Raw genomic sequence first — 22673 nt, 5'->3', positions numbered from 1 at the left:
TACGAGCTTATGGCGTAAAAGTAGCTACACCTAGCTCATCTTCGCGACGTGTTTTCGCCATCATTTGCATTGGTGAAATCACACTACGAAGGTCCATGTCTTTTTCTGTACGTACTAGCTCACCACGTAGTGAGTTAGCAAATACGTCCGTAATCTTCACGTCAACGAACTGACCGATTAGGTCTGCGCTACCTTCAAAGTTTACTACACGGTTGTTTTCTGTACGAGCACGTAGCTCCATTAGGTTCTTTTTAGAAGGACCTTCAACCAGAACGCGTTGCTCAGTGTCTAGCATTAGACGAGAGTAGCGCATTGCTTGTGTGTTTACGGTTTGTTGTAGCTCGTATAGACGCTCTTTCTTCACTTGCTCTGATAGATCACAAGGGTAATCTGCCGCTGGTGTCCCTGGGCGTGGAGAGAAGATAAAGCTGAAGCTCATGTCAAAGTCTACGTCTTTGATTAGCTTCATTGTGTCTTGGAAATCTTTGTCTGTTTCACCAGGGAAACCAACGATAAAGTCTGAACTGATTTGGATATCAGGACGTGCTTTACGTAGCTTACGGATGATCGACTTGTATTCGATGCCAGTGTGAGGACGTTTCATCATAGTCAGCACTCGGTCACTACCACTTTGTACTGGTAGGTGAAGGAAGCTTACTAGCTCAGGTGTGTCTTCGTATACTGCGATGATGTCATCAGTAAACTCTAATGGATGGCTTGTTGTAAAGCGGATACGATCAATACCATCGATAGACGCAACCAAACGAAGTAGTTCTGCGAATGAACAGATCTCACCGTCGTGCATAGGACCACGGTACGCGTTTACGTTCTGGCCCAGTAAGTTCACTTCGCGGACGCCTTGTTCTGCTAGTTGTGCGATTTCGAACAGTACGTCATCCATTGGACGGCTTACTTCTTCACCGCGAGTGTACGGTACTACACAGTAAGTACAGTACTTAGAACAGCCTTCCATGATAGAAACGAACGCTGTCGCACCTTCAGCACGAGGCTCTGGTAGACGGTCGAACTTTTCGATCTCTGGGAATGAAATGTCCATGACTGGTGCTTCATCCGATTGAGATTGCTTAATCATCTCAGGAAGACGGTGAAGGGTTTGTGGACCAAAAATTACGTCAACGTATGGAGCACGTTGACGAATGTGATCGCCTTCTTGAGTTGCTACACAACCACCAACGCCGATAACCACGCCAGGTTTTTTATCTTTTAGTGTTTTCCAACGACCAAGCTGGTGGAAAACTTTCTCTTGCGCCTTTTCACGGATCGAACAGGTGTTAAGTAGAAGTACGTCTGCTTCCTCTGGCTCTTCGGTCAGCTCATAGCCGTTTGCAGCATTAAGCAGGTCGGCCATTTTTGATGAATCGTATTCGTTCATCTGGCAGCCCCAGGTTTTAATTAGCAGTTTCTTACTCATCTCACTTTCGCTCGTTCAGTTGTACTTAAATCGGAGAGCTATTGCTCAAATTATAGCCGCCATCTCGGCGGTAAGCGGCGTATTGTACTGCTTTAAAAAGCACCTGACTAGTGATCTGACGAATTCTCTGCAAACCCTGATGAAATCTAGATTTTTACCCCATACGAAGCAAGGTTTTGTATTAAAGAATTTTGTAAAAATAGCCGTGGAACGTACAATTAAAAAACGCCAAATAATCAATACGATGAAGAGCAAAAAATGAACAAGTATGATATCGCCGTAATCGGTGGCGGCATGGTCGGTGCAGCGATGGCTGTCGGGTTTGCTAAGCAGGGCAGAAGTGTTGTGGTTGTGGAAGGTGCTGAACCTAAGGCTTTTGAAGCTTCTCAAGCCTTGGATATTCGTGTTTCAGCAATCTCACACCAATCAGTAAAGTTACTTGATTCATTAGATGCGTGGTCAGCAATTGAGAGCATGCGAGTGTGTCCTTATCGTCGTTTGGAAACGTGGGAACACCCAGAGTGCCGTACTCGTTTTCACTCTGATGAACTGTCACTAGAGCAGCTAGGCTATATCGTTGAAAACCGACTAATCCAACTTGGTCTTTGGCAAGCTTTCGCACAGTACGACAACTTAACGGTGATGTGCCCAGAGCGATTGAAAGACATCGAATTTGCCGAGGTAAACCGTGTAACGTTAGAAAGTGGTGAGCAGTTTGAGGCTAGTTGGGTGATTGGTGCCGATGGCGCAAACTCGAAAGTCCGTCAATTAGCGGGTATTGGCGTAACCGCGTGGGATTACCGTCAACACTGCATGCTGATCAACGTGAAAACCGAACTTCCTCAACAAGACATCACTTGGCAGCAATTTACTCCGTCAGGTCCACGTTCGTTCTTGCCGCTATGTTCATTAACTGAAGATGGTAAAGAAGTGGGGCAGGGTTCGCTGGTTTGGTATGACTCACCAAAACGTATTAAGCAATTGTGTGCGATGACGAAACCCCAGCTAAAAGAAGAGATCTTACGGCACTTTCCAGCTGAATTGGGCGATATTGAAGTTTTACAGTCTGGCTCATTCCCACTGACTCGTCGTCATGCTCAAAGTTATTCAAACAAGAATTGCGTGTTAGTGGGCGACTCTGCCCATACAATTAACCCACTTGCTGGGCAAGGCGTGAATCTTGGCTTCAAGGATGTTGATGTCCTGCTTTCAGTGACGGATCAGCAAGAGCAACTTAATGATTCATTACTCGCCAAGTATGAGCGCGCTCGTCGACCAGATAACTTGCTAATGCAAACTGGCATGGATGTGTTCTACAAAGGCTTTAGTAATGATTTAGGGCCACTGAAGTTCGCTCGTAATGCGGCATTAAAGTTAGCGGAAAACTCAGGGCCGATTAAAGCTCAAGTATTGAAGTACGCATTGGGTATGTAAGTCTGGATACCCAATGCGTCAGGTAGAAAAGCAATAGATAGAAAAAAAGCGAGCCATGAGCTCGCTTTTTTAATTCGATAAATCAGAGATCTACCGAGTCCAGAATCGGAAAAAAGAAAAAACCCAGCAAATTAATGCTGGGTTTTTCAATCATGGTGCGGTCGGAGAGACTTGAACTCTCACACCTTGCGGCGCCAGAACCTAAATCTGGTGCGTCTACCAATTCCGCCACGACCGCATCGTATTTTTTAGTCACTAAGGTAATTGGTATAACCTTAACAACGTTTTGTAATGGCAGGGCTACCTGGATTCGAACCAGGGAATGGCGGCATCAAAAGCCGCTGCCTTACCGCTTGGCGATAGCCCTACATGTCTTAGTCTTTCAGCTAAGTGCTTCCCAATTAAGGAAAGTATGGTGCGGTCGGAGAGACTTGAACTCTCACACCTTGCGGCGCCAGAACCTAAATCTGGTGCGTCTACCAATTCCGCCACGACCGCATCGTGTTTTTTTAGTTACTAAGGTAATTGGTATAACCTTAACAACGTTTTGTAATGGCAGGGCTACCTGGATTCGAACCAGGGAATGGCGGCATCAAAAGCCGCTGCCTTACCGCTTGGCGATAGCCCTACAGGTCTTAGTCTTTCAGCTAAGTGCTTCCCAATCAAGGAAATTATGGTGCGGTCGGAGAGACTTGAACTCTCACACCTTGCGGCGCCAGAACCTAAATCTGGTGCGTCTACCAATTCCGCCACGACCGCGCTTTAATACTTCTGATCAATAGTCGTAAGTATAAACTATTTATCTGAATAAATGGTGGCTACGACGGGATTCGAACCTGTGACCCCATCATTATGAGTGATGTGCTCTAACCAGCTGAGCTACGTAGCCAACAATATGTTTTAACAACATATGTATTCTTTTAATTAAGATGGTGCGGTCGGAGAGACTTGAACTCTCACACCTTGCGGCGCCAGAACCTAAATCTGGTGCGTCTACCAATTCCGCCACGACCGCATCTTAATTGTTGTTATCGAGAGAATTGGTAAAACCTCAATAACGTCCCTTTAAAGGGAAAATAATGGCAGGTCTACCTGGATTCGAACCAGGGAATGGCGGCATCAAAAGCCGCTGCCTTACCGCTTGGCGATAGACCTACGGGTGATAGTCAAAAGACATATCAAATTAGAAAAGTATGGTGCGGTCGGAGAGACTTGAACTCTCACACCTTGCGGCGCCAGAACCTAAATCTGGTGCGTCTACCAATTCCGCCACGACCGCGACTTTTCTAAATCATCTAGGAAATTGGTAAAACCTAGACAATAAAATAAATGGTGGCTACGACGGGATTCGAACCTGTGACCCCATCATTATGAGTGATGTGCTCTAACCAGCTGAGCTACGTAGCCAACAATATGTTTTAGCAACATATGTATTCTTTTAATTAAGATGGTGCGGTCGGAGAGACTTGAACTCTCACACCTTGCGGCGCCAGAACCTAAATCTGGTGCGTCTACCAATTCCGCCACGACCGCATCTTAATTGTTGTTATCGAGAGAATTGGTAAAACCTCAATAACGTCCCTTTAAAGGGATAATATGGCAGGGCTACCTGGATTCGAACCAGGGAATGGCGGCATCAAAAGCCGCTGCCTTACCGCTTGGCGATAGCCCTACAATGCTCTAATAAAAGAGACTTTAATAATGGTGCGGTCGGAGAGACTTGAACTCTCACACCTTGCGGCGCCAGAACCTAAATCTGGTGCGTCTACCAATTCCGCCACGACCGCATAACTACTGAGTAAACTCAATAATTAAAATAGTGGCAGGTCTACCTGGATTCGAACCAGGGAATGGCGGCATCAAAAGCCGCTGCCTTACCGCTTGGCGATAGACCTGCAGGCAATAAATATATGGTGCGGTCGGAGAGACTTGAACTCTCACACCTTGCGGCGCCAGAACCTAAATCTGGTGCGTCTACCAATTCCGCCACGACCGCATATATTTATTTAAGTTGTTTCAAGATGGTGCGGTCGGAGAGACTTGAACTCTCACACCTTGCGGCGCCAGAACCTAAATCTGGTGCGTCTACCAATTCCGCCACGACCGCATCTTGAAATCTATTAACCATTAGTTAATTGGTAAAAACTAATCGTTATAACTTTTCTTTCATTAAGAAAGAATGGTGGCTACGACGGGATTCGAACCTGTGACCCCATCATTATGAGTGATGTGCTCTAACCAGCTGAGCTACGTAGCCATCTTTTTGAGCGAGACAATATAAACCTTCAAGCTCTAAGTGACAACCCTTTTTCTTAAAGGAATCCCACTTTGGAATAATGGCAGGTCTACCTGGATTCGAACCAGGGAATGGCGGCATCAAAAGCCGCTGCCTTACCGCTTGGCGATAGACCTGCAGGCAGTAGTATTTCTACCACTTAATACATGGTGCGGTCGGAGAGACTTGAACTCTCACACCTTACGGCGCCAGAACCTAAATCTGGTGCGTCTACCAATTCCGCCACGACCGCATCTATTCCTAACAATTCTAATAAAAGAACGTTTAGGAATGGTGGCTACGACGGGATTCGAACCTGTGACCCCATCATTATGAGTGATGTGCTCTAACCAGCTGAGCTACGTAGCCAATACCATGTTTTCCGTTCTCGTCGCTAAGTTGCCTTGTTGTCGGGAACGGCGCGCATTATGCGAAGTTGAGTGAGATCCGTCAACAGTTTTTTTCAATAAATCCCGCAAAATCCATCGTTCGCTTCCTTTTTAAACAAAGAGGCGTGTTTATGATCTAAAACTGGAAATAAATTGGCTTGGAGCGAGGGAGTTTATTTTGTGTTGTTTATGAAAGGTATAAAAAAAGCCAGCATGCTAGCTGGCTTTTTTTGTAAATGAAGTGTTTAAAATTCATTCACTTAGTTATACATTGAAGCGGAAGTGTACAACATCACCATCTTTAACGATGTATTCTTTACCTTCTAGACGCCATTTACCCGCGTCTTTCGCACCGCTTTCACCGTTGAATTGGATGAAATCATCGTAGCCGACAACTTCTGCACGGATGAAGCCTTTTTCAAAGTCAGTGTGGATTTTACCAGCTGCTTTAGGTGCGCTTGCACCAACAGGGATTGTCCATGCACGAACTTCTTTCACGCCGGCGGTGAAGTAAGTGTGTAGGTTAAGCAGTTCGTAACCCGCACGAATTACACGGTTTAGACCAGGTTCTTCGATGCCGAGATCTGCAAGGAACTCTTCACGCTCGTCGTCTTCTAGCTCAGCCATTTCTGATTCGATAGCCGCACATACTGGAACAACTACGTTGTTTTCTTTTTCCGCGTACTCACGTACAGCGTCTAGGTATGCGTTATCTTCAAAACCGTCTTCGTTCACGTTAGCGATGTACATAGTCGGTTTTAGCGTCAGGAAGTTTAGGTAACCTACTGCTGCTAGCTCTTCTTTAGAAAGCTCAACAGTACGTGCCATGCCGCCTTCTGTCAGAACTGGAAGTAGCTTCTCTAGCACAGTCAGTTCGAATTTCGCGTCTTTATCGCCGCCTTTTGCTTTTTTAGCGTTACGCTGAATCGCGCGCTCACAAGCATCAAGGTCAGCCATTGCTAGCTCAAGGTTGATAACTTCAATATCTTCGATTGGAGATACTTTACCAGCAACGTGAACGATGTTGTCGTTTTCAAAACAACGTACAACGTGACCAATCGCGTCAGTTTCACGGATGTTCGCTAGGAATTTGTTACCTAGACCTTCACCGCGTGATGCACCAGCAACGAGACCAGCGATGTCTACGAATTCCATTGTAGTAGGTAGAACTTTCTGTGGGTTAACGATCTTCGCTAGTGCGTCTAGACGTAGATCTGGCACAGGAACCACACCAGTGTTTGGTTCAATGGTACAGAACGGGAAGTTTGCTGCTTCAATACCCGCTTTAGTTAGTGCGTTAAACAGAGTTGATTTACCAACGTTAGGTAGACCAACGATGCCACATTTAAAACCCATGATAGTAACCTTATTCAGCTTTGAACGTGTGGAGGCGATTTTGCGCTTTTGATAGGCCATCCTTTATTAGGATGTCTAGACAACGAACCGACTCGTCGGCTGCGGCGTCTAGTAGCTCTTGCTCTTTCGCTGGAGCTTTGCCTAGTACAAAACCTGCCACTTTATCTTTGTGTCCTGGATGGCCGATGCCGATACGAAGACGATAAAAATCTTTGTTATTGCCCATTTTGCTAATCGTATCACGTAGGCCATTGTGACCTCCGTGACCACCACCTTTCTTAAACTTAGCGACACCTGGAGGTAAGTCTAGCTCGTCATGAGCAACCATGATCTCTTCTGGTTTAATTTGATAAAACTTCGCTAATGCCGCGATCGCTTTACCAGAAAGATTCATAAACGTGGTGGGGATGAGCAAACGGAGATCCTGGCCATTGACCATAATGCGTCCGGTTAGGCCAAAGAACTTTGGTTCGTTCTTCAGGGTAACGTTGTGAACGCGAGCTAATTCTTCTACAACCCAAGCGCCCGCATTGTGGCGAGTTTTGGCGTATTCTGGTCCCGGATTAGCAAGACCAACAAGAAGTTTGATTGGTTGAGTCAAGGTTAGGATCTCTCTGGAATCTCAAAAAGCGCAGTATGATAGCACAGAATTCTCACAGTGGGCGACCAAGGGATTTTCTGCCTATCGATACAAATAAAAAAACACCCCAAAGAGGGGTGCTTTTAAAATCAGTCTAACTGAAATGTTCGTATTAGTTGAACATTGCAGAGATTGACTCTTCGTTGCTGATACGACGAATCGCTTCAGCTAGCATGCGAGATAGGCTTAGTGTGGTCACTTTGCCAGTTGCAGCCATCTCTTTAGATAGAGAGATAGAGTCAGTTACGATAACTTGGTCAAGAACAGAGTTCTTGATGTTGTCTGCAGCGTTACCAGAGAAAACAGCGTGAGTTGCGTAAGCGAATACACGCTTAGCACCGCGCTCTTTTAGCGCTTCAGCTGCTTTACATAGTGTGCCACCTGTATCGATCATGTCATCAACGATCACACAGTCACGACCTTCAACGTCACCGATTAGGTTCATTACTTCAGAAACGTTTGCACGTGGACGACGCTTGTCAACGATAGCGATGTCGATGTCGCCTAGTGCTTTCGCTGTTGCACGAGCACGAACTACGCCACCTAGGTCAGGAGAAACCACTACTGGGTTTTCTAGACCACGAGATTGCATATCTTCTAGCAGTACAGGCGTACCGAAGATGTTATCAACAGGTACATCGAAGAAGCCTTGGATTTGCTCAGCGTGTAGGTCGATAGTCAGAACGCGGTCAACACCAACGTTAGATAGGAAATCAGCAACAACTTTTGCAGTAATTGGCACACGAGAAGAACGTACACGACGATCTTGGCGAGCGTAGCCGAAGTAAGGAATAACTGCAGTGATACGGCCTGCTGAAGCACGGCGCATTGCATCAATCATAACAACCAATTCCATTAGGTTGTCGTTAGTCGGTGCACAAGTGGATTGAATGATAAAAACATCGCTACCACGAACATTCTCGTTGATTTGAACTGCAACTTCGCCATCAGAAAAGCGAGAAACAGATGCATCACCTAGAGAGATGTAAAGACGATCAGCAATACGTTGGGCTAGTTCAGGTGTTGCGTTACCAGCAAATAGCTTCATATCAGGCACGGTGGAAACCTCGGGTTTGCGTCCAGTTTTAAATAGGTCGGTGTTGGGCTGATTGGTATTCAGCCAAAGTCTCTTTTAGTGGCGAGATATTGCGCCCTTGAGCGACAAATGCCGAGACATTATCAGAGAGTTGTGCAAGGATAGCTTTTGCTTCCGCTTTGCTTGAAAATTCAGCAAAAACGCAAGATCCTGTCCCCGTCAATCTTGACGGCGCGTATTGTAGCAGCCATGAAAGTTGCTTATCAACCTCTGGGTAGAGCATTCGTACAATTTTTTCGCAATCGTTTACGCTTGGCGTGTTTAAAAGCGTTTCTAAATCGCGTTTTGGCGTGTTTCGAGTCAAATCCGGATGAGTGAATATGTCGGCGGTTGCAATGGAAACATTTGGACGAACGACCAAATACCATTTCTCATCTGGATGAGCTGGCGAAAGTTTCTCGCCAACACCTTCCGCAAACGCTGCAAAGCCGCGAACAAAAACGGGTACATCAGCACCAAGCGCAAGGCCGATTTCGGCTAATTCATCATCACTTAAGTGGGTTTGCCATAGGTAATTAAGCGCAACTAAGGCCGTTGCTGCATTGGATGAACCACCGCCAATACCACCGCCCATCGGTAAGATCTTATGAAGATCGATATGTGCACCGTATGAGCAATTAGCGTAGCGTTGCAATGCTGTGGCGGCTTTCCAGATCAAGTTGTCTTTTAGAGGAACACCTTCAATTTCAGGTGAAATTGTGATCTCGCCAGAGCCATTCGCTTGGATGCTAAGTTCATCGCCGTGATCGACGAATTGGAATAAGGTTTGTAATTCGTGGTAGCCGTTTTCAGTTCGGCCATTGATATAAAGAAAGAGATTCAATTTCGCTGGTGAAGGCCAGCGGGTTGAAAATTCGATCATTGGGTGATGTTCCATTTTGTGATCACTAAATTAATTTTTACGTCTGCGGTACTTAGCTTGAGTTTGTTCGGTAATGGCAACGCTTGTTCGTGCCAGGCCACATCCCCATACCGTTGGTAGGCAATGTTCCAATCGTTCATACCAATCTGCTTGTCCAGCGCTTGCAAGGTATTGGTCGCTGAGAGTTGGAAGGAGTCTGCATCCGTTGGAAGGCCAAGTAGCCAATCCGGCATGTGATCAACAGGCATCATTAAGCCCGTTAATCGGTAAATCAATTGATTGGCATTACGCGCAGAAAGTACTTGGTCGTCATAGGTTTCTACAGTCGCACCTTGTGGTGTAATCGTGAGTTTTAATGCGGTTTGACCAAGTAGAGTAGTTAAGCGCAATTGGCTTAAGGTGGAAGAGTGTTTCCAGAAAAAATTCAGACTTTGCCTTTGGTCGGGGCCAATGTAGCCAAGCTTGCCCGTGGCTTGAAAGTTATCAATGGTTTCTAGTCGCTGTTCATGTGTTTGCCACTCAACACTGGTGACACTCTCAGGAACAGAACTACAACCTGCAAGTACTATGCTCGATAAGAGCAAGATGAGAAAGGAGCGTAAGGTCATGTTTGATGGCTTATTAATCAGTTTCATCGGTAATCGCTCACAACTATAGCATTGAAAACAGAGACGAAGGAAAACAAATCCTGCTTACCCTTTCAATAAATGCGTGCTTACAGTAAAATTCTGAACCTATTTTATAACCGATCTCAGAGATACCACGTTAGATGTCCTTGCTTGCTATTGGAATCAATCACAATACAGCGTCTGTTGACTTGCGAGAGAAAGTGGCGTTCGGACCCGATAAACTGGGCCCAGCACTTGAGCAACTCAGAGACCATGAAGCCGTTAATGGCAGTGTGATTGTTTCAACCTGTAACCGTACCGAAGTGTACTGCGACGTAAAGCAAGGAGCGCGAAATAAGCTTATCGACTGGTTAGCCCAGTTCCATCAAGTTAATCAAGAAGACTTGATGCCGAGCCTTTATGTCCATGAAGAGCAAGCGGCGATTAAGCACTTGATGCGTGTTTCTTGCGGCCTTGATTCACTGGTACTTGGTGAGCCTCAGATTTTGGGTCAGGTAAAACAAGCGTTTTCCGATTCCCGAGATCATCAGGCGGTGGATACGTCGATTGATAAGTTGTTCCAAAAAACTTTTTCTGTCGCAAAACGTGTTCGAACTGAAACTGATATTGGTGGTAATGCGGTGTCAGTGGCTTACGCTGCTTGTACACTGGCAAAACACATTTTCGAATCACTTTCTGATTCTACGGTGTTGTTGGTGGGCGCGGGCGAAACCATCGAACTGGTGGCGAAGCACTTAGCCTCCAATGGCTGCAAGAAAATGATTGTGGCTAACCGAACCAAAGAGCGTGCATTGTTATTAGCAGAGCAATTTGGTGCAGAGGTGATCAGCCTGAATGAAATTCCTGACCATCTACCAAGAGCGGATATCGTAATTAGCTCAACAGCGAGTCCGTTACCTATCATCGGTAAAGGCATGGTGGAAACGGCATTGAAAAAACGTCGTCACCAGCCAATCTTGCTTGTAGATATCGCCGTGCCACGAGATGTGGAAGCGCAAGTCGGTGAATTGAGCGATGCTTACTTGTATTCGGTGGATGACTTACAATCGATCATCGATAACAACATTGAGCAACGTAAAGTCGAAGCGATTCAAGCGGAAGCGATTGTTAGCGAAGAAAGTGCAGCATTCATGACGTGGATGCGCTCGCTGCAAGCGGTCGACAGTATTCGTGATTATCGTAAATCGGCGAACGAAATTCGTGAAGAATTATTGAGTAAGAGCCTACAATCATTGGCAACGGGCGCAGATCCTGAAAAGGTCCTGCGTGAGCTTAGTAATAAACTCACCAACAAACTGATTCACGCTCCTACTCGTGCATTGCAAAGTGCGGCCGAGCAGGGCGAACCAGCAAAATTAACGGTTATCCGCCAGACCCTTGGTTTGGATGATCTGTAACTCACGCTTTTTATTAAGAAAACGACACTATGAAAGCCTCTATTCTGACTAAGCTAGAAACGCTAGTAGAACGTTACGAAGAAGTACAACATCTTCTTGGTGATCCTGATGTAATTGGTGATCAGGACAAATTCCGTGCTCTATCAAAAGAGTACTCGCAGCTAGAAGAAGTAACTCAGTGCTTCCAAGCGTATCAGCAGGCAAAAGAAGATCTAGAAGCCGCTGAAGAGATGGCGAACGAAGACGACGAAGAAATGCGTGAAATGGCGCAAGAAGAGATCAAAGAAGCAAAAGAGGCGATTGAGCGTCTTACTGACGAGCTTCAAATCTTATTGCTACCAAAAGATCCAAACGACGAGCGTAACTGTTTCTTAGAAATCCGTGCGGGCGCAGGTGGTGACGAAGCGGGTATCTTCGCAGGTAACTTGTTCCGCATGTATTCTAAGTTCGCTGAGAAGAAAGGATGGCGCGTTGAAGTGATGAGCAGCAATGACTCAGAACAAGGCGGCTACAAAGAGATGATCGCGAAAGTGAGCGGCGATGGCGTTTACGGTGTGCTTAAGTTTGAATCAGGTGGTCACCGTGTACAACGTGTACCTGAGACTGAATCTCAAGGTCGTGTTCACACTTCAGCGTGTACCGTGGCAGTGATGCCTGAGATCCCAGAAGCGGACTTACCAGAAATCAAAGCAGCCGATCTGAAGATTGATACATTCCGTGCATCTGGCGCGGGTGGTCAGCACGTAAACACCACGGATTCTGCAATCCGTATTACCCACTTACCGACAGGTACAGTAGTAGAGTGTCAAGACGAGCGTTCACAGCATAAGAACAAAGCGAAAGCGATGGCAGTACTTGCTGCTCGTATCGTTCAAGCGGAAGAAGAGCGTCGTGCTGCAGAAGTCTCTGATACACGTCGTAACCTACTAGGTTCTGGTGACCGTAGTGACCGTATCCGTACTTACAACTACCCGCAAGGTCGTGTATCTGACCACCGCATTAACCTAACCATCTACCGTTTGAACGAAGTGATGGAAGGTGACCTGCAAAGCTTGATTGAACCAGTGGTTCAAGAGCACCAAGCAGACCAACTTGCGGCGCTAGCTGAGAACAACTAATCGATGAGCCAAGTTCAATCGATTGAGCAAGCACTGAAAAGTGCAACGGCAATTCTGACAGAAGGCGGCAAAGAGTCGCCTTCTCTCGATGCGGCTGTCCTCCTTTGTCACGTCCTAGGCAAACCAAGAAGCTACCTGCTCACTTGGCCAGAAAGAGCATTAGAAGCGGAACAACAAGCTCAGTTTGAGATGCTGTTAGAAAGACGCATCGCAGGTGAACCAGTGGCTTACATCATTGGTGAACGTGAGTTCTGGTCTTTGCCGTTAAAAGTCTCCCCTTCTACCTTGATTCCAAGACCAGATACCGAACGTTTGGTTGAAGTCGCACTAGATAAAACCTTTGATCAGACTGGGCCGATTCTTGACCTTGGTACAGGCACAGGAGCGATTGCCTTAGCTTTAGCGTCTGAAATGCCAGCGCGTCAAGTGATGGGCGTGGATTTAAAACAAGAAGCAAAAGAGCTCGCAGAGTACAACGCGGCGCAACTAAACATTAAAAATGTGACGTTTGACCAAGGTAGCTGGTTTGAACCTATTGCCAGCGGAACAAAGTTTGCTTTAATTGTCTCCAATCCACCATATATCGACGAAAAAGACCCACACCTATCTCAAGGTGATGTGCGTTTTGAGCCAAAATCTGCGCTTGTTGCAGACGAGAATGGCTTAGCGGACATTCGATATATCTCCGATCTTGCTCGTCAATATTTGCAAGAGGGTGGATGGCTTGCTTTCGAGCATGGTTACGATCAAGGTGATGCAGTACGCGAAATCCTGACGAACTTTGGTTTCGAGCAAGTGATGACAGAAAAAGATTACGGCGATAACGACCGAGTGACGCTTGGTTGCTTTAAGCCAAAATAATAACGAGCAAGTCAGCAGTAAACTTATAAAAGAGAAGAGAAATGTACGTAGCTCTAAAACACATTCACTTAGTGACGATCGCGCTGAGTGCAACACTATTGTCTATCCGATTTGCGTTGTTGATGATGAATTCTCCGAAACTCAACAATCACTTTCTGAAAATTTTCCCGCATATTGTTGATACCGCGCTACTGCTATCTGGTATCGGTCTGATCATGGTGACCGGCTTTATTCCATTTACGGATGCTGCGCCTTGGTTAACCAACAAGATCACTTGTGTGTTGGCGTACATTGCTCTTGGTTTCTTTGCGATGAAGATGGCGAAGAACAAGTTGCTGAGAATCTTTGCTTTCTTCGGTGCTTTAGGCTGGTTGGTTATGGCCGCGAATATTGCCGTTTCTAAAAATCCAAACCTATTTGGGTAATCTTCATGCTTGAACTTTTTGACGAAGATTTTGACAACATCCCGTTGGTGGAAGGCGCCTTAGAGCTGAATCATTCCATTAACCCAGAAACCAATGTTCATTGGGCAAAACAAGAATTAGAGCGTCTGTACAAAGAAGCAGAAGCGACACTTGTTCATGAAACCGATGAAGAGCAACGCTTTGACTCATTCTTGCGCCTATTCTTCCATGAATGGGGTTTTAAAGGGGATGAGCAAGAGTATTTTATCTCTGACAACAGCTTTATTGATAAGGTGCTAGAGCGCAAGAAAGGCATTCCAGTTAGCCTTGGTGCTATTCTGCTTTATCTTGGCAATCGTCTTGGTTTCCCGATGAAAGGGGTGACATTCCCAACTCAGTTCTTGATTAAGCTGGATTGGATGCACAAAACACCAGATTACATTAATCCGTTTAACGGTGAATACGTTGGCGAGAAAATTCTTCAAGCATGGTTGATTGGTCAAGAAGGTCCACTTGCGACGCTTAAACCTGAACATTTTGAAGAAGCCGATAACCCTACGGTCATTGGCCGTTGGTTAGCTTTGATTAAAAGCGCGATGCTGCGTGAAGAGCGTTACACACTGGCACTGCGTTGTACCAATCTTGCGTTGACGTTCGTACCCGATGACCCGTATGAAATTCGTGACCGCGGCTTTATCTTCCAGCAGTTAGAGTGCCTTCAGGTTGCCGCTTCCGATTTTGAGTACTTTATTGACCAATGTCCAGACGATCCGGCATCAGAGCTACTAAAATCACAAGTTAATGCGATGAACGAAAAGCACGTCACGCTTCACTAATTTTATCAATAGGCCGAAAGGCGTATTGAGGACAGACAAAAGAGAATCAAAATGGAACAGAAAATCGTTAATATTGGCGACATTCAGGTTGCTAACGACAAGCCATTCACACTGTTTGCTGGTATGAACGTTCTTGAGTCTCGTGATCTTGCTATGCAGATCTGTGAGCACTATGTAAAAGTAACCGACAAGCTTGGCATTCCTTACGTATTTAAGGCGTCGTTCGACAAAGCAAACCGCAGCTCTGTTCATTCATACCGTGGCCCTGGTCTAGAAGAAGGTATGAAAATCTTCCAAGAACTGAAAGACACGTTTGGCGTAAAGATCATTACTGATGTTCATACTGAAGCACAAGCTCAACCAGTGGCAGACGTGGTTGACGTTATTCAGCTTCCTGCATTTCTAGCTCGTCAAACTGACCTTGTTGAAGCAATGGCGAAAACAGGCGCAGTGATCAACGTGAAGAAACCTCAGTTCATGAGTCCAGGCCAAGTGGGTAACATTGTTGAGAAGTTCGCAGAATGTGGTAATGAAAACATCATCCTATGTGAGCGTGGCTCTTGTATGGGCTACGACAACCTAGTTGTAGACATGCTTGGTTTTGGTGTAATGAAAAACGCATCGAAAGGCAGCCCAATCATCTTTGACGTAACACACTCACTACAAATGCGTGATCCATCGGGCGCGGCATCTGGTGGTCGTCGCGAGCAGACGGTTGAACTGGCAAAAGCGGGCTTAGCAACAGGCATTGCGGGTCTGTTCATCGAAGCGCACCCGACTCCAGACCAAGCTCGCTGTGATGGACCATCTGCATTGCCTCTAGACAAACTAGAGCCGTTCCTAGCGCAAATGAAATCGCTAGACGATCTAATCAAGAGCTTTGCAGACATCGATATCAAATAATCGATCGTTGTGAATGTTTGAATGAAATGGTCAGCCCGTGTGCTGGCCATTTTTGTATCGACACATTGATTCTGCCTCACTATCCTTTTCTCGCTTCTCGCTTCCTTATCCCACCTTGATTATGTCTATAATCTGTTTAAATTTGCGGCTGTTCAGTTCGCCATAAGTAAAGTACGTCGCAGAAACATGAAATCAATATGTTAGTGTTTTACACTATCTCAAGTTTTTGCGTCTCAATAAGTAAGAGTTGAGTTAGTTCTTCTCATTGAGCGTGCAATGCAGTGGACCCCAGACGATAAAAAGGTAAAACAATGAAGCAACGCCTGATTGTAAAAAACGCTTTAAGCGCCGCTATTCTGGCTACTTTAGCCGGATGTGCAACGCAACCAGCACACGAATGGAATGAAGATACAACGTACAAATTGACCGTACTGCACACCAACGATCATCATGGTCGTTTCTGGCAGAATAAATACGGCGAGTACGGCATGGCTGCGCGTAAAACGCTGATTGATGAACTGCGCGCAGAGATTCAAGCGGAAGGGGGCAGTGTGCTACTCCTATCAGGTGGCGACATCAACACAGGTGTACCTGAGTCTGACTTGCAAGATGCAGAACCTGACTTTAAAGGCATGAGCAAAATTGGTTACGATGCGATGGCGCTAGGTAACCACGAGTTCGACAACCCACTAGAAGTGCTATTCAAACAGCAAGAGTGGGCAAACTTTCCGATGCTGTCTGTCAACATTTACGACAAAGAAACTGGCAAGCGCTTGTTCCAACCTTATGCCATGTTCAACAAGCAAGGCATCAAGATCGCTGTTATTGGTTTAACCACTGAAGACACGGCGAAGCTAGGTAACCCTGAATTTATTGGCGAGGTTGATTTCCGTGACCCGAAAGAAGAAGCGAAGAAGGTCATCGCTGAGTTGAAAGAAACAGAGCGGCCGGACCTTATTTTTGCAGTGACACACATGGGCCATTACGAAAATGGCAACCGTGGTGTGAATGCTCCCGGTGATGTGGCATTGGCTCGCTACCTAAATGAAGGTGACTTGGACATGATTGTGGGTGGTCACTCTCAAGAGCCTGTTTGTATGGAAGGTCCGAACGTCATCAAAAAGAACTTCATGCCAGGTGATGAATGTAAGCCTGATGTGCAAAATGGGACTTACATTGTACAAGCGTATGAATGGGGTAAGTTTGTTGGCCGCGCGGATTACGAATTCCGTAATGGTGAGCTTTCTATGGTGAGCTACGATCTGATTCCAGTCAACTTGAAGAAGAAGATCAAAGTGAATGGCGAATCACAACGTGTGCTGATTCAAGATGAGATAAACCAAGATGAGGCCATGCTTGAGTTTTTACGCCCTTATCAAGAGCAGGGGCAAGACAAGCTCAATGTGAAGATTGCTGAATCGAATGGGAAACTTGAAGGCGACCGTAACGTGGTTCGTTATCAGCAAACCAATCTTGGCCGTTTAATCGCAACCGCGCACATGGAGCGTGCGAAAGCAGACTTTGCTGTCATGAACTCAGGTGGCGTGCGTGACTCCATTGAAGCCGGTGATATTACCTACAAAGACGTACTAACGGTACAACCGTTTGGCAACATGGTCTCTTACGTAGATATGTCGGGTAAAGAAGTCTTAGATTACTTAAATGTAGTCGCAACTAAGCCCGTAGATTCAGGTGCTTATGCTCAGTTTGCGGGCATTTCTATGACTGTGGAAAATGGCAAGGTTTCGAACGTATTCATTGGTGAAAAGCAGTTACGCCTCGATGGCCAATACCGCTTTACCGTACCGAGTTACAATGCGTCAGGCGGTGATGGCTACCCGAAAGTAAATACGCATTCAGGCTACGTCAATACAGGGTTTACAGATGCAGAAGTGTTGAAAGAGTTCTTACAAACGCACAGTCCGATTGACGTAAATGAGTATGCTCCTTCTGGTGATATTGTTTACAAGTAAAAAGCGATTGACTCAAACTCGTGGATACCATTAACTTAAAGCGCTGCTACCGATAACGGAGCAGCGTTTTTTGTTTTATGAGGAGAATCTTGATGACTCCGGCCATTAATCTTGCGAAAAAGAAAAAAGTATCACACACCATTCACCAGTATGAGCACGACCCACGAGCGGACAGCTATGGATTAGAAGCGGCGGAAATATTGGGACAAGATCCAAAGAAAGTATTTAAAACGCTGCTGTTCTGTTTGAACGGCGAGCCTAAAAACCTAGCCGTTGCCATTATTCCTGTCGACCAAAAGCTGAATCTTAAATTGGCAGCGAAAGCGGCGAAGGGCAAAAAAGCCGATATGGCCGACCCAGAGATCGCACAAAAGACCACAGGATATGTTGTTGGTGGGATCAGCCCACTTGGGCAAAAAAAAGCGCTGCCTACCTTTCTACATGAAAGTGCAACAGATCAAGACTCCATCTGCGTGAGTGCGGGTAAGCGTGGTTTAGAAATCGAGTTAGCGCCGAAAGATTTGCTGAGTCTAACTCGTGGTCAATTTGCACCGCTGTGCTTGTAAGTTGAAGACAAACAAAAAGGACGCTCATGAGCGTCCTTTTTTGATCTTACCATTCAGTGAAGCGTTATTTCTTCAGACTCAATGTGCCACCAGAACGTTTTGCTGGTTTGCTTGGCTTAGCTGCATTTGGGTTCATGTAATGCTGCTTAGGTTTACTCGGTGATTGAGGCTTTTCAGTTTTACCATATTCACCTTGAGGCTTAGTACGTTCATTTTGCGGCTTTGCGTTGTAATGCTCTTTTGTTGGGCGTGCTTTTTCATCATCACGTTGACGACGCTGTTGGCCTTTTTTCGAATTCGGTGCATGACGGAATTCATCAGCATTATTACCACGGAAAGTTCGTGTCTTCTGGTTACGACGAGCAGTAGAGTCTTGGTTTTCTTCACGGCTATCAAACAGCTTCGCATCAGTCGCTTTACGGATGTTACGACCTTTTGAATCTGTCTTTGATGCTTCTTCGGTTCCGACAGAGCCTTCACACATTGCTAGGATCTCTGCCATTTCGTCGTCACTTAGGTAACGCCACTTACCATTAGGAATACCATCAAGTGAGATGTTCATAATGCGTACGCGACGCAGTTTGAAAACTTCGTAGCCTAGCGCCTCACACATACGACGGATTTGACGGTTCAAACCTTGTGTTAACACGATACGGAAAGAGAACTTAGTCTCTTTCTCTACTTTACAAGGCAGAGTCACCGTATCAAGGATCTTCACACCGCTCGACATCTGCTTAAGGAATTCGCCGGTGATAGGCTTGTCGACACGCACCACGTATTCTTTTTCGTGGTTGTTGCCTGCACGCAAAATCTTGTTCACGATGTCGCCATCGTTTGTTAGGAAGATCAAACCATCTGAAGGCTTGTCCAGACGACCAATTGGGAAGATACGCTTTTTATGACCGATGAAATCAACAATGTTACCAGGGATATCACGCTCAGTGGTGCAAGTGATACCGGTTGGCTTGTTCAAGGCAATGTAAATTGGCTTTTCTTTTGCCGCAACGGGGTTGCCATCGACGCAAACATCATCACCAGGTAGCACTTTTGTGCCCATCTCTGGTTGTTGACCATTAATGGTGACGCGGCCTTGCTCGATAAGGCGGTCTGCTTCACGGCGCGAGCAGAAGCCCGTTTCGCTGATGTATTTGTTTAAGCGTTTTGTGTTGTCTTGTGACATGTCGTCTCCTAACGTTTCACAACGGCGGTTAATTGAAGTGCCTTACTGCTAAGATAAAGCAGCAAGACGAGATAAGGTCGGGCATTCTAGCACCGGGAGAGCGCTTAGCCTAACCGTTTTTGATGACGTTCTCGCGTCTCAAGCTTCTTCTCAGGGCTCTTTCTTAATAGAACGTACACAGCACCGCTGCCACCGTGAAACCGTTGCGCACTGTGTACACACTGCACTTCGCGGATTTGCTGCAACCAACTGCTGACAAAACTTTTCATTAAGGCTGGTGGATTAGAACGCTCACCACGGCCATGCACTATCACCACGGTACGAATGTCCATCTGAATGCATTGCTTAAGGAATTTTACGACTTCATCACGCGCTTCTTTCAACGTCTTACGGTGTAAATCAAGACGAGCTTGTATCGGGTACTTGCCCAAACGTAGCTTACGATAGACACCGTCTTGTACGCCATCACGTTTGAACTCGATAAAGTCATCTGGTTTCAGCATTTCTGCATGGTCAATCGACAAGTATTCAGGATCGTCTTCAGTTAACCATATTGCTGCCTCGCGTTTAGCAAGGTGTGCATCGGTAACTTGGTGAACCTTTTTGTGTTCGGCGGTGTCATTGCTGATTGGCTTCACATCGCCCATCATCTGTTGGAACAGATCAAAATCGTCATCGTGAGACATAACGGCAATCTCATAAAGAACAGGATAAGTAGAGACAATTATATCAAGGACGTGTGTGAAAAGATCAAATAAAAAACCGGAGCAGGCAGGTTACCAACTCCGGTGCAAAGCGTTTCTAGAGCTAAGCGAGATCTAGTGAGGAGATTTGTCGTTCATGATCTTGTAAATGAAGAAACCGCTGAAAAACAACATCAGTCCAATTGTCCCAAAGATTACTATCATTGACGATAGTCCCACCGCATTACCAAATAGGAGTTCAAGCCAAAAGTCCATGTGTTTCCTCCAAGATAGTTCCGACATGGACCAAACTAATAGGTGGTGCTTTTTTACACACTGATCTGGATCAATTATGTTGCCAAGGTTAATGGCCTGTATTTTATTGTGGGTTCTTAGTCACATTTCACGTGCTAGTGTTCAGTAATTCATCAAACGAATTAAGACATTAGGTTTTTTCGCAAAAAGCACTTGCGTCTCTCTAAAGAATCCGTAATATACGCATCCGTTGACGGGGATAAGTCCTCAGTTAAACATCTCGGTGAATAGCGCAGCTTGGTAGCGCATCTGGTTTGGGACCAGAGGGTCGGGGGTTCGAATCCCTCTTCACCGACCATATTAGAAAAAGCCGTAGCAGAAATGCTACGGCTTTTTTGCATTTGGGGCTGGTAAAGCTTTAATGCTGCGTGAAGAAGAGGGCGGGGGCTGGTGCGCCAGTCCGATGGAAGCCCAGCCGCGTCGAATCCCTCTTCACCGACCTATTTTAGAAAAGCCGCAACGGAAATGTTGCGGCTTTTTACGTTTACGGTTTTTTGAATCGGGAGCGCTTCGCTTTAGAAATTGAGAGGTGTTCGTTAGAGGGCTAATGAAACGCACTCGGCTTTGAAAGCTGTTGATGGAGCTTGTTCTTAGAAAGACAAAACAAAGTCGTTTCCCGTTTCCGCTATTTCACATCACAACTAATATCTTTAATTGGTGTTTCGGATGTGGTGAAACAAACATAAACCGTTTGTGGATTGTTTGGTCCTACCTTGATGTAGCCAGCTTGAAGTTCATCTTCATCAAACGTCACAGAGTGTGATTTCCCTGTTTTGCCATCGAAGTATTCGGCTTCAAAATTCTGATTGATTAGATGTGCGACGCGATTGCGAGTATGGACAGTAGTAAAAGTAATGTTCGCACAGCGCATCATAGGTTTTTGAGTAATTAAGAACTGACCCCGAATACACCACCTTTGGTTTCTGGGGCAATATCGACTGGCTGGAATTCTTCAATCGTGCAAGATGGCTTAGCGTTAGCTAACGAAGGTAAAAGTAGTGCACTGGCTAGGCATAATAATGAGGCTTTGTACTTCATAAAAGCTCTTATCAAATCTAAAGGTTGAACTGATAGTGTCGAATAGATTGCTGGATTTGTTAGCGAGGCGTAAGTGTAGACTCAACAGCGTGGGTGCGGTGTAAGGGGATGTAAGTGCCCCGTCAATCAGGGCACTGATGTTCGTGGTGTAAATATTGTGACCGTTTAGATGTCACAATCTGCTTTGCTAGTATTGCCCAGTGCTTCGACGTTAAAGCCGCGTTTTCTGAGTAAATCGATCAAGTTGTCTTTACCAACTAAGTGCAAACTGCCGACCACAATGGTGTATTGACCTGCTTTCTTTGGCAGTACACTGCCTGAATCTAGCTTTTCAGCCCAATTACGGTTGCGCTCATAAAGGAAAGCCTCATTAAATGCATCGGTAGACTCTGCGCTTTTAGACGCATCTTCTAGAGAGTTGCCATCGCCTGTCTTCCAACTGTCGATCAAGCACTGTACCAAAGCCTCACCGCCGTCATATTCTTCGATAGAAGAGAGCAGTAATTCTTTCCCACCATCTTCTTGTCCAGCGATTAAGTCCAACTGAAATTGTACCGTTTCGAGTGGAATCACTGGCACATTTTGCTTATCAGCAAGCGTCATTAAGTGCATGTCGACACCTTGGTCCGAGGCATAGCCTAACTTGTTCACTAGCAAGAGCTGAATCGTCAATGCCGCCGACCAAGGTGGTGCATTGAGTAGTTGTTCTTCCGGTAATCCAAGATCTTTTGCGATGTCAGCCAAGTGCTGACGTTGTTCTTTATCGAGGATGTCTTTCGCAAGTAGTTTTGTTTTTGGAAACGCAGCCCCTTCGGTATTTCTGATATCCGCTTCGATGATCAAACCGTCACTGTTGTTGAGGAACTGAGTCACGGCTTTCGGTAAAGGGTACATGCTTTTGTCGCCCACATGGACAGAACCAATAATCATGTATTCGGTGTCTCCTTTTTTTACCAACCAGTGTTGTGGCTCTGCTTGTGCGGAGTAGGAGGTGAAAAAAACAATCAAAGATGACATGACAGACAAGAGTCGAAACATATTTTGCTCCTCGAATTCAATATGCACCTTATCTATAACATGGTTCGGCAAAATCGTCATTTCTAAAAATATTGACGAGTTTTGACGGCATGGAAATGAGATCTGATTCACGAAAGCACTTCAATTGAGTTTGTTGTTAATGGATTACTAAATAACCAACAGTGATCAAAATCCTATAAAACCCGTCTAAACCCATCGATATTCGTGACTGAGGTCGCAACAAACACGTCAAAAAAAGTTGTTCGTTT

At 45.7% G+C, this 22673-nt stretch carries 19 protein-coding genes, 21 tRNA genes and 1 pseudogene; 10 read left to right on the top strand and 31 right to left on the bottom strand.

Features of this window, described 5'->3' with window-relative positions; all coding sequences use genetic code 11:
• Positions 1 to 7 precede the first annotated feature (7 nt).
• Positions 8 to 1432, bottom strand: a complete 1425-nt coding sequence (miaB, locus tag C1S74_RS07235) for a tRNA (N6-isopentenyl adenosine(37)-C2)-methylthiotransferase MiaB (protein ID WP_038873822.1) — start codon at positions 1430 to 1432, stop codon at positions 8 to 10.
• Between the two features lie 258 nt (positions 1433 to 1690).
• Here miaB and C1S74_RS07225 point away from each other — a divergent pair, with 258 nt between their 5' ends.
• The gene (locus C1S74_RS07225) at positions 1691 to 2866 is read left to right on the top strand and encodes a 2-octaprenyl-3-methyl-6-methoxy-1,4-benzoquinol hydroxylase (protein WP_045400203.1); all 1176 of its coding nucleotides are present in this window, start codon (positions 1691 to 1693) and stop codon (positions 2864 to 2866) included.
• 153 nt (positions 2867 to 3019) lie between these two features.
• Here C1S74_RS07225 and C1S74_RS07220 read toward each other — a convergent pair.
• The 25 genes from C1S74_RS07220 to lolB all read right to left on the bottom strand — a co-directional run bounded on the left by C1S74_RS07220 (position 3020) and on the right by lolB (position 10119).
• Positions 3020 to 3104: transfer RNA gene (locus C1S74_RS07220), tRNA-Leu, on the bottom strand.
• Between the two features lie 54 nt (positions 3105 to 3158).
• Positions 3159 to 3233 (bottom strand) — tRNA-Gln (locus C1S74_RS07215).
• Positions 3234 to 3279: 46 nt separating this feature from the next.
• Positions 3280 to 3364, bottom strand: a tRNA-Leu gene (locus C1S74_RS07210).
• Between the two features lie 55 nt (positions 3365 to 3419).
• Positions 3420 to 3494, bottom strand: a tRNA-Gln gene (locus C1S74_RS07205).
• A 46-nt stretch (positions 3495 to 3540) separates the two neighbouring features.
• Positions 3541 to 3625: transfer RNA gene (locus tag C1S74_RS07200), tRNA-Leu, on the bottom strand.
• Between the two features lie 53 nt (positions 3626 to 3678).
• Positions 3679 to 3755 (bottom strand) — tRNA-Met (locus C1S74_RS07195).
• Between the two features lie 41 nt (positions 3756 to 3796).
• Positions 3797 to 3881: transfer RNA gene (locus C1S74_RS07190), tRNA-Leu, on the bottom strand.
• Between the two features lie 65 nt (positions 3882 to 3946).
• Positions 3947 to 4021 (bottom strand) — tRNA-Gln (locus tag C1S74_RS07185).
• 39 nt (positions 4022 to 4060) lie between these two features.
• A tRNA-Leu gene (locus tag C1S74_RS07180) sits at positions 4061 to 4145 on the bottom strand.
• Positions 4146 to 4196: 51 nt separating this feature from the next.
• Positions 4197 to 4273 (bottom strand) — tRNA-Met (locus tag C1S74_RS07175).
• A gap of 41 nt (positions 4274 to 4314) precedes the next feature.
• Positions 4315 to 4399: transfer RNA gene (locus C1S74_RS07170), tRNA-Leu, on the bottom strand.
• Positions 4400 to 4463: 64 nt separating this feature from the next.
• A tRNA-Gln gene (locus C1S74_RS07165) sits at positions 4464 to 4538 on the bottom strand.
• A 30-nt stretch (positions 4539 to 4568) separates the two neighbouring features.
• A tRNA-Leu gene (locus C1S74_RS07160) sits at positions 4569 to 4653 on the bottom strand.
• A 33-nt stretch (positions 4654 to 4686) separates the two neighbouring features.
• Positions 4687 to 4761: transfer RNA gene (locus tag C1S74_RS07155), tRNA-Gln, on the bottom strand.
• 16 nt (positions 4762 to 4777) lie between these two features.
• Positions 4778 to 4862, bottom strand: a tRNA-Leu gene (locus C1S74_RS07150).
• Between the two features lie 26 nt (positions 4863 to 4888).
• A tRNA-Leu gene (locus C1S74_RS07145) sits at positions 4889 to 4973 on the bottom strand.
• 73 nt (positions 4974 to 5046) lie between these two features.
• Positions 5047 to 5123 (bottom strand) — tRNA-Met (locus tag C1S74_RS07140).
• Positions 5124 to 5203: 80 nt separating this feature from the next.
• Positions 5204 to 5278: transfer RNA gene (locus tag C1S74_RS07135), tRNA-Gln, on the bottom strand.
• 31 nt (positions 5279 to 5309) lie between these two features.
• A tRNA-Leu gene (locus tag C1S74_RS07130) sits at positions 5310 to 5394 on the bottom strand.
• 39 nt (positions 5395 to 5433) lie between these two features.
• A tRNA-Met gene (locus C1S74_RS07125) sits at positions 5434 to 5510 on the bottom strand.
• 284 nt (positions 5511 to 5794) lie between these two features.
• The gene (ychF, locus tag C1S74_RS07115; protein WP_038872793.1) at positions 5795 to 6886 is read right to left on the bottom strand and encodes a redox-regulated ATPase YchF; all 1092 of its coding nucleotides are present in this window, start codon (positions 6884 to 6886) and stop codon (positions 5795 to 5797) included.
• 10 nt (positions 6887 to 6896) lie between these two features.
• Positions 6897 to 7487, bottom strand: coding sequence for an aminoacyl-tRNA hydrolase (pth, locus tag C1S74_RS07110; protein ID WP_038872796.1), 591 nt, complete (start codon positions 7485 to 7487; stop codon positions 6897 to 6899).
• 151 nt (positions 7488 to 7638) lie between these two features.
• Entirely contained in the window at positions 7639 to 8583 is a 945-nt protein-coding gene (locus tag C1S74_RS07105; RefSeq protein WP_010446481.1) for a ribose-phosphate pyrophosphokinase, read from the bottom strand.
• A gap of 28 nt (positions 8584 to 8611) precedes the next feature.
• Complete coding sequence (gene ispE, locus C1S74_RS07100; protein WP_045395852.1) at positions 8612 to 9484, bottom strand: 4-(cytidine 5'-diphospho)-2-C-methyl-D-erythritol kinase; 873 nt, start codon at positions 9482 to 9484, stop codon at positions 8612 to 8614.
• The gene (lolB, locus tag C1S74_RS07095; RefSeq protein ID WP_082038968.1) at positions 9481 to 10119 is read right to left on the bottom strand and encodes a lipoprotein insertase outer membrane protein LolB; all 639 of its coding nucleotides are present in this window, start codon (positions 10117 to 10119) and stop codon (positions 9481 to 9483) included. The genes ispE and lolB overlap by 4 nt, the downstream gene beginning before the upstream one ends.
• Positions 10120 to 10253: 134 nt before the next feature.
• Here lolB and hemA point away from each other — a divergent pair, with 134 nt between their 5' ends.
• From hemA to ybaK, 8 genes are all read left to right on the top strand, one after another.
• The gene (gene hemA / locus C1S74_RS07090; RefSeq protein ID WP_038872799.1) at positions 10254 to 11510 is read left to right on the top strand and encodes a glutamyl-tRNA reductase; all 1257 of its coding nucleotides are present in this window, start codon (positions 10254 to 10256) and stop codon (positions 11508 to 11510) included.
• A gap of 29 nt (positions 11511 to 11539) precedes the next feature.
• On the top strand, positions 11540 to 12628 hold the full coding sequence (prfA, locus tag C1S74_RS07085; protein WP_038872803.1) for a peptide chain release factor 1: 1089 nt from the start codon (positions 11540 to 11542) through the stop codon (positions 12626 to 12628).
• A 3-nt stretch (positions 12629 to 12631) separates the two neighbouring features.
• Positions 12632 to 13489: a peptide chain release factor N(5)-glutamine methyltransferase gene (gene prmC, locus C1S74_RS07080; RefSeq protein ID WP_045395855.1), complete on the top strand. Its 858-nt coding sequence runs from the start codon at positions 12632 to 12634 to the stop codon at positions 13487 to 13489.
• Between the two features lie 41 nt (positions 13490 to 13530).
• Positions 13531 to 13914, top strand: coding sequence for a SirB2 family protein (locus C1S74_RS07075; protein WP_045395858.1), 384 nt, complete (start codon positions 13531 to 13533; stop codon positions 13912 to 13914).
• A gap of 5 nt (positions 13915 to 13919) precedes the next feature.
• Positions 13920 to 14729, top strand: a complete 810-nt coding sequence (locus C1S74_RS07070) for a SirB1 family protein (protein WP_038872810.1) — start codon at positions 13920 to 13922, stop codon at positions 14727 to 14729.
• A 51-nt stretch (positions 14730 to 14780) separates the two neighbouring features.
• Positions 14781 to 15632, top strand: coding sequence for a 3-deoxy-8-phosphooctulonate synthase (kdsA, locus tag C1S74_RS07065; RefSeq protein WP_038872813.1), 852 nt, complete (start codon positions 14781 to 14783; stop codon positions 15630 to 15632).
• A gap of 311 nt (positions 15633 to 15943) precedes the next feature.
• Positions 15944 to 17605 carry a bifunctional UDP-sugar hydrolase/5'-nucleotidase UshA gene (gene ushA, locus C1S74_RS07060; protein ID WP_045395861.1) on the top strand — a complete coding sequence of 554 codons (1662 nt, stop codon included), beginning with the start codon at positions 15944 to 15946 and terminating at the stop codon, positions 17603 to 17605.
• Between the two features lie 92 nt (positions 17606 to 17697).
• Positions 17698 to 18171 carry a Cys-tRNA(Pro) deacylase gene (gene ybaK, locus C1S74_RS07055; protein ID WP_045395863.1) on the top strand — a complete coding sequence of 158 codons (474 nt, stop codon included), beginning with the start codon at positions 17698 to 17700 and terminating at the stop codon, positions 18169 to 18171.
• A 64-nt stretch (positions 18172 to 18235) separates the two neighbouring features.
• Here ybaK and rluF read toward each other — a convergent pair whose 3' ends face one another.
• The 3 genes from rluF to C1S74_RS07040 all read right to left on the bottom strand — a co-directional run bounded on the left by rluF (position 18236) and on the right by C1S74_RS07040 (position 20310).
• Positions 18236 to 19351, bottom strand: coding sequence for a 23S rRNA pseudouridine(2604) synthase RluF (gene rluF, locus C1S74_RS07050; RefSeq protein ID WP_045395866.1), 1116 nt, complete (start codon positions 19349 to 19351; stop codon positions 18236 to 18238).
• A 104-nt stretch (positions 19352 to 19455) separates the two neighbouring features.
• Positions 19456 to 20037 carry a DNA endonuclease SmrA gene (gene smrA, locus C1S74_RS07045; protein ID WP_039977112.1) on the bottom strand — a complete coding sequence of 194 codons (582 nt, stop codon included), beginning with the start codon at positions 20035 to 20037 and terminating at the stop codon, positions 19456 to 19458.
• A 132-nt stretch (positions 20038 to 20169) separates the two neighbouring features.
• Entirely contained in the window at positions 20170 to 20310 is a 141-nt protein-coding gene (locus C1S74_RS07040) for a DUF3149 domain-containing protein (RefSeq protein WP_020198127.1), read from the bottom strand.
• Positions 20311 to 20570: 260 nt separating this feature from the next.
• Between C1S74_RS07040 and C1S74_RS07035 the strand changes: the two genes are divergently transcribed.
• Positions 20571 to 20647, top strand: a tRNA-Pro gene (locus C1S74_RS07035).
• A gap of 327 nt (positions 20648 to 20974) precedes the next feature.
• Here C1S74_RS07035 and C1S74_RS07030 read toward each other — a convergent pair.
• Together C1S74_RS07030 and C1S74_RS07025 are read right to left on the bottom strand one after the other, a co-directional pair.
• Positions 20975 to 21387 (bottom strand): annotated as a pseudogene (locus C1S74_RS07030) (hypothetical protein).
• Positions 21388 to 21552: 165 nt separating this feature from the next.
• A complete protein-coding gene (locus C1S74_RS07025) occupies positions 21553 to 22425 on the bottom strand; it encodes a TraB/GumN family protein (RefSeq protein WP_045395871.1) in 873 nt (290 codons plus the stop codon).
• Positions 22426 to 22673: the final 248 nt, after the last annotated feature.

The organism is Vibrio hyugaensis, assembly GCF_002906655.1.
Lineage (GTDB): Bacteria > Pseudomonadota > Gammaproteobacteria > Enterobacterales > Vibrionaceae > Vibrio > Vibrio hyugaensis.
This window is presented reverse-complemented; position numbering and strand designations above follow the sequence as displayed.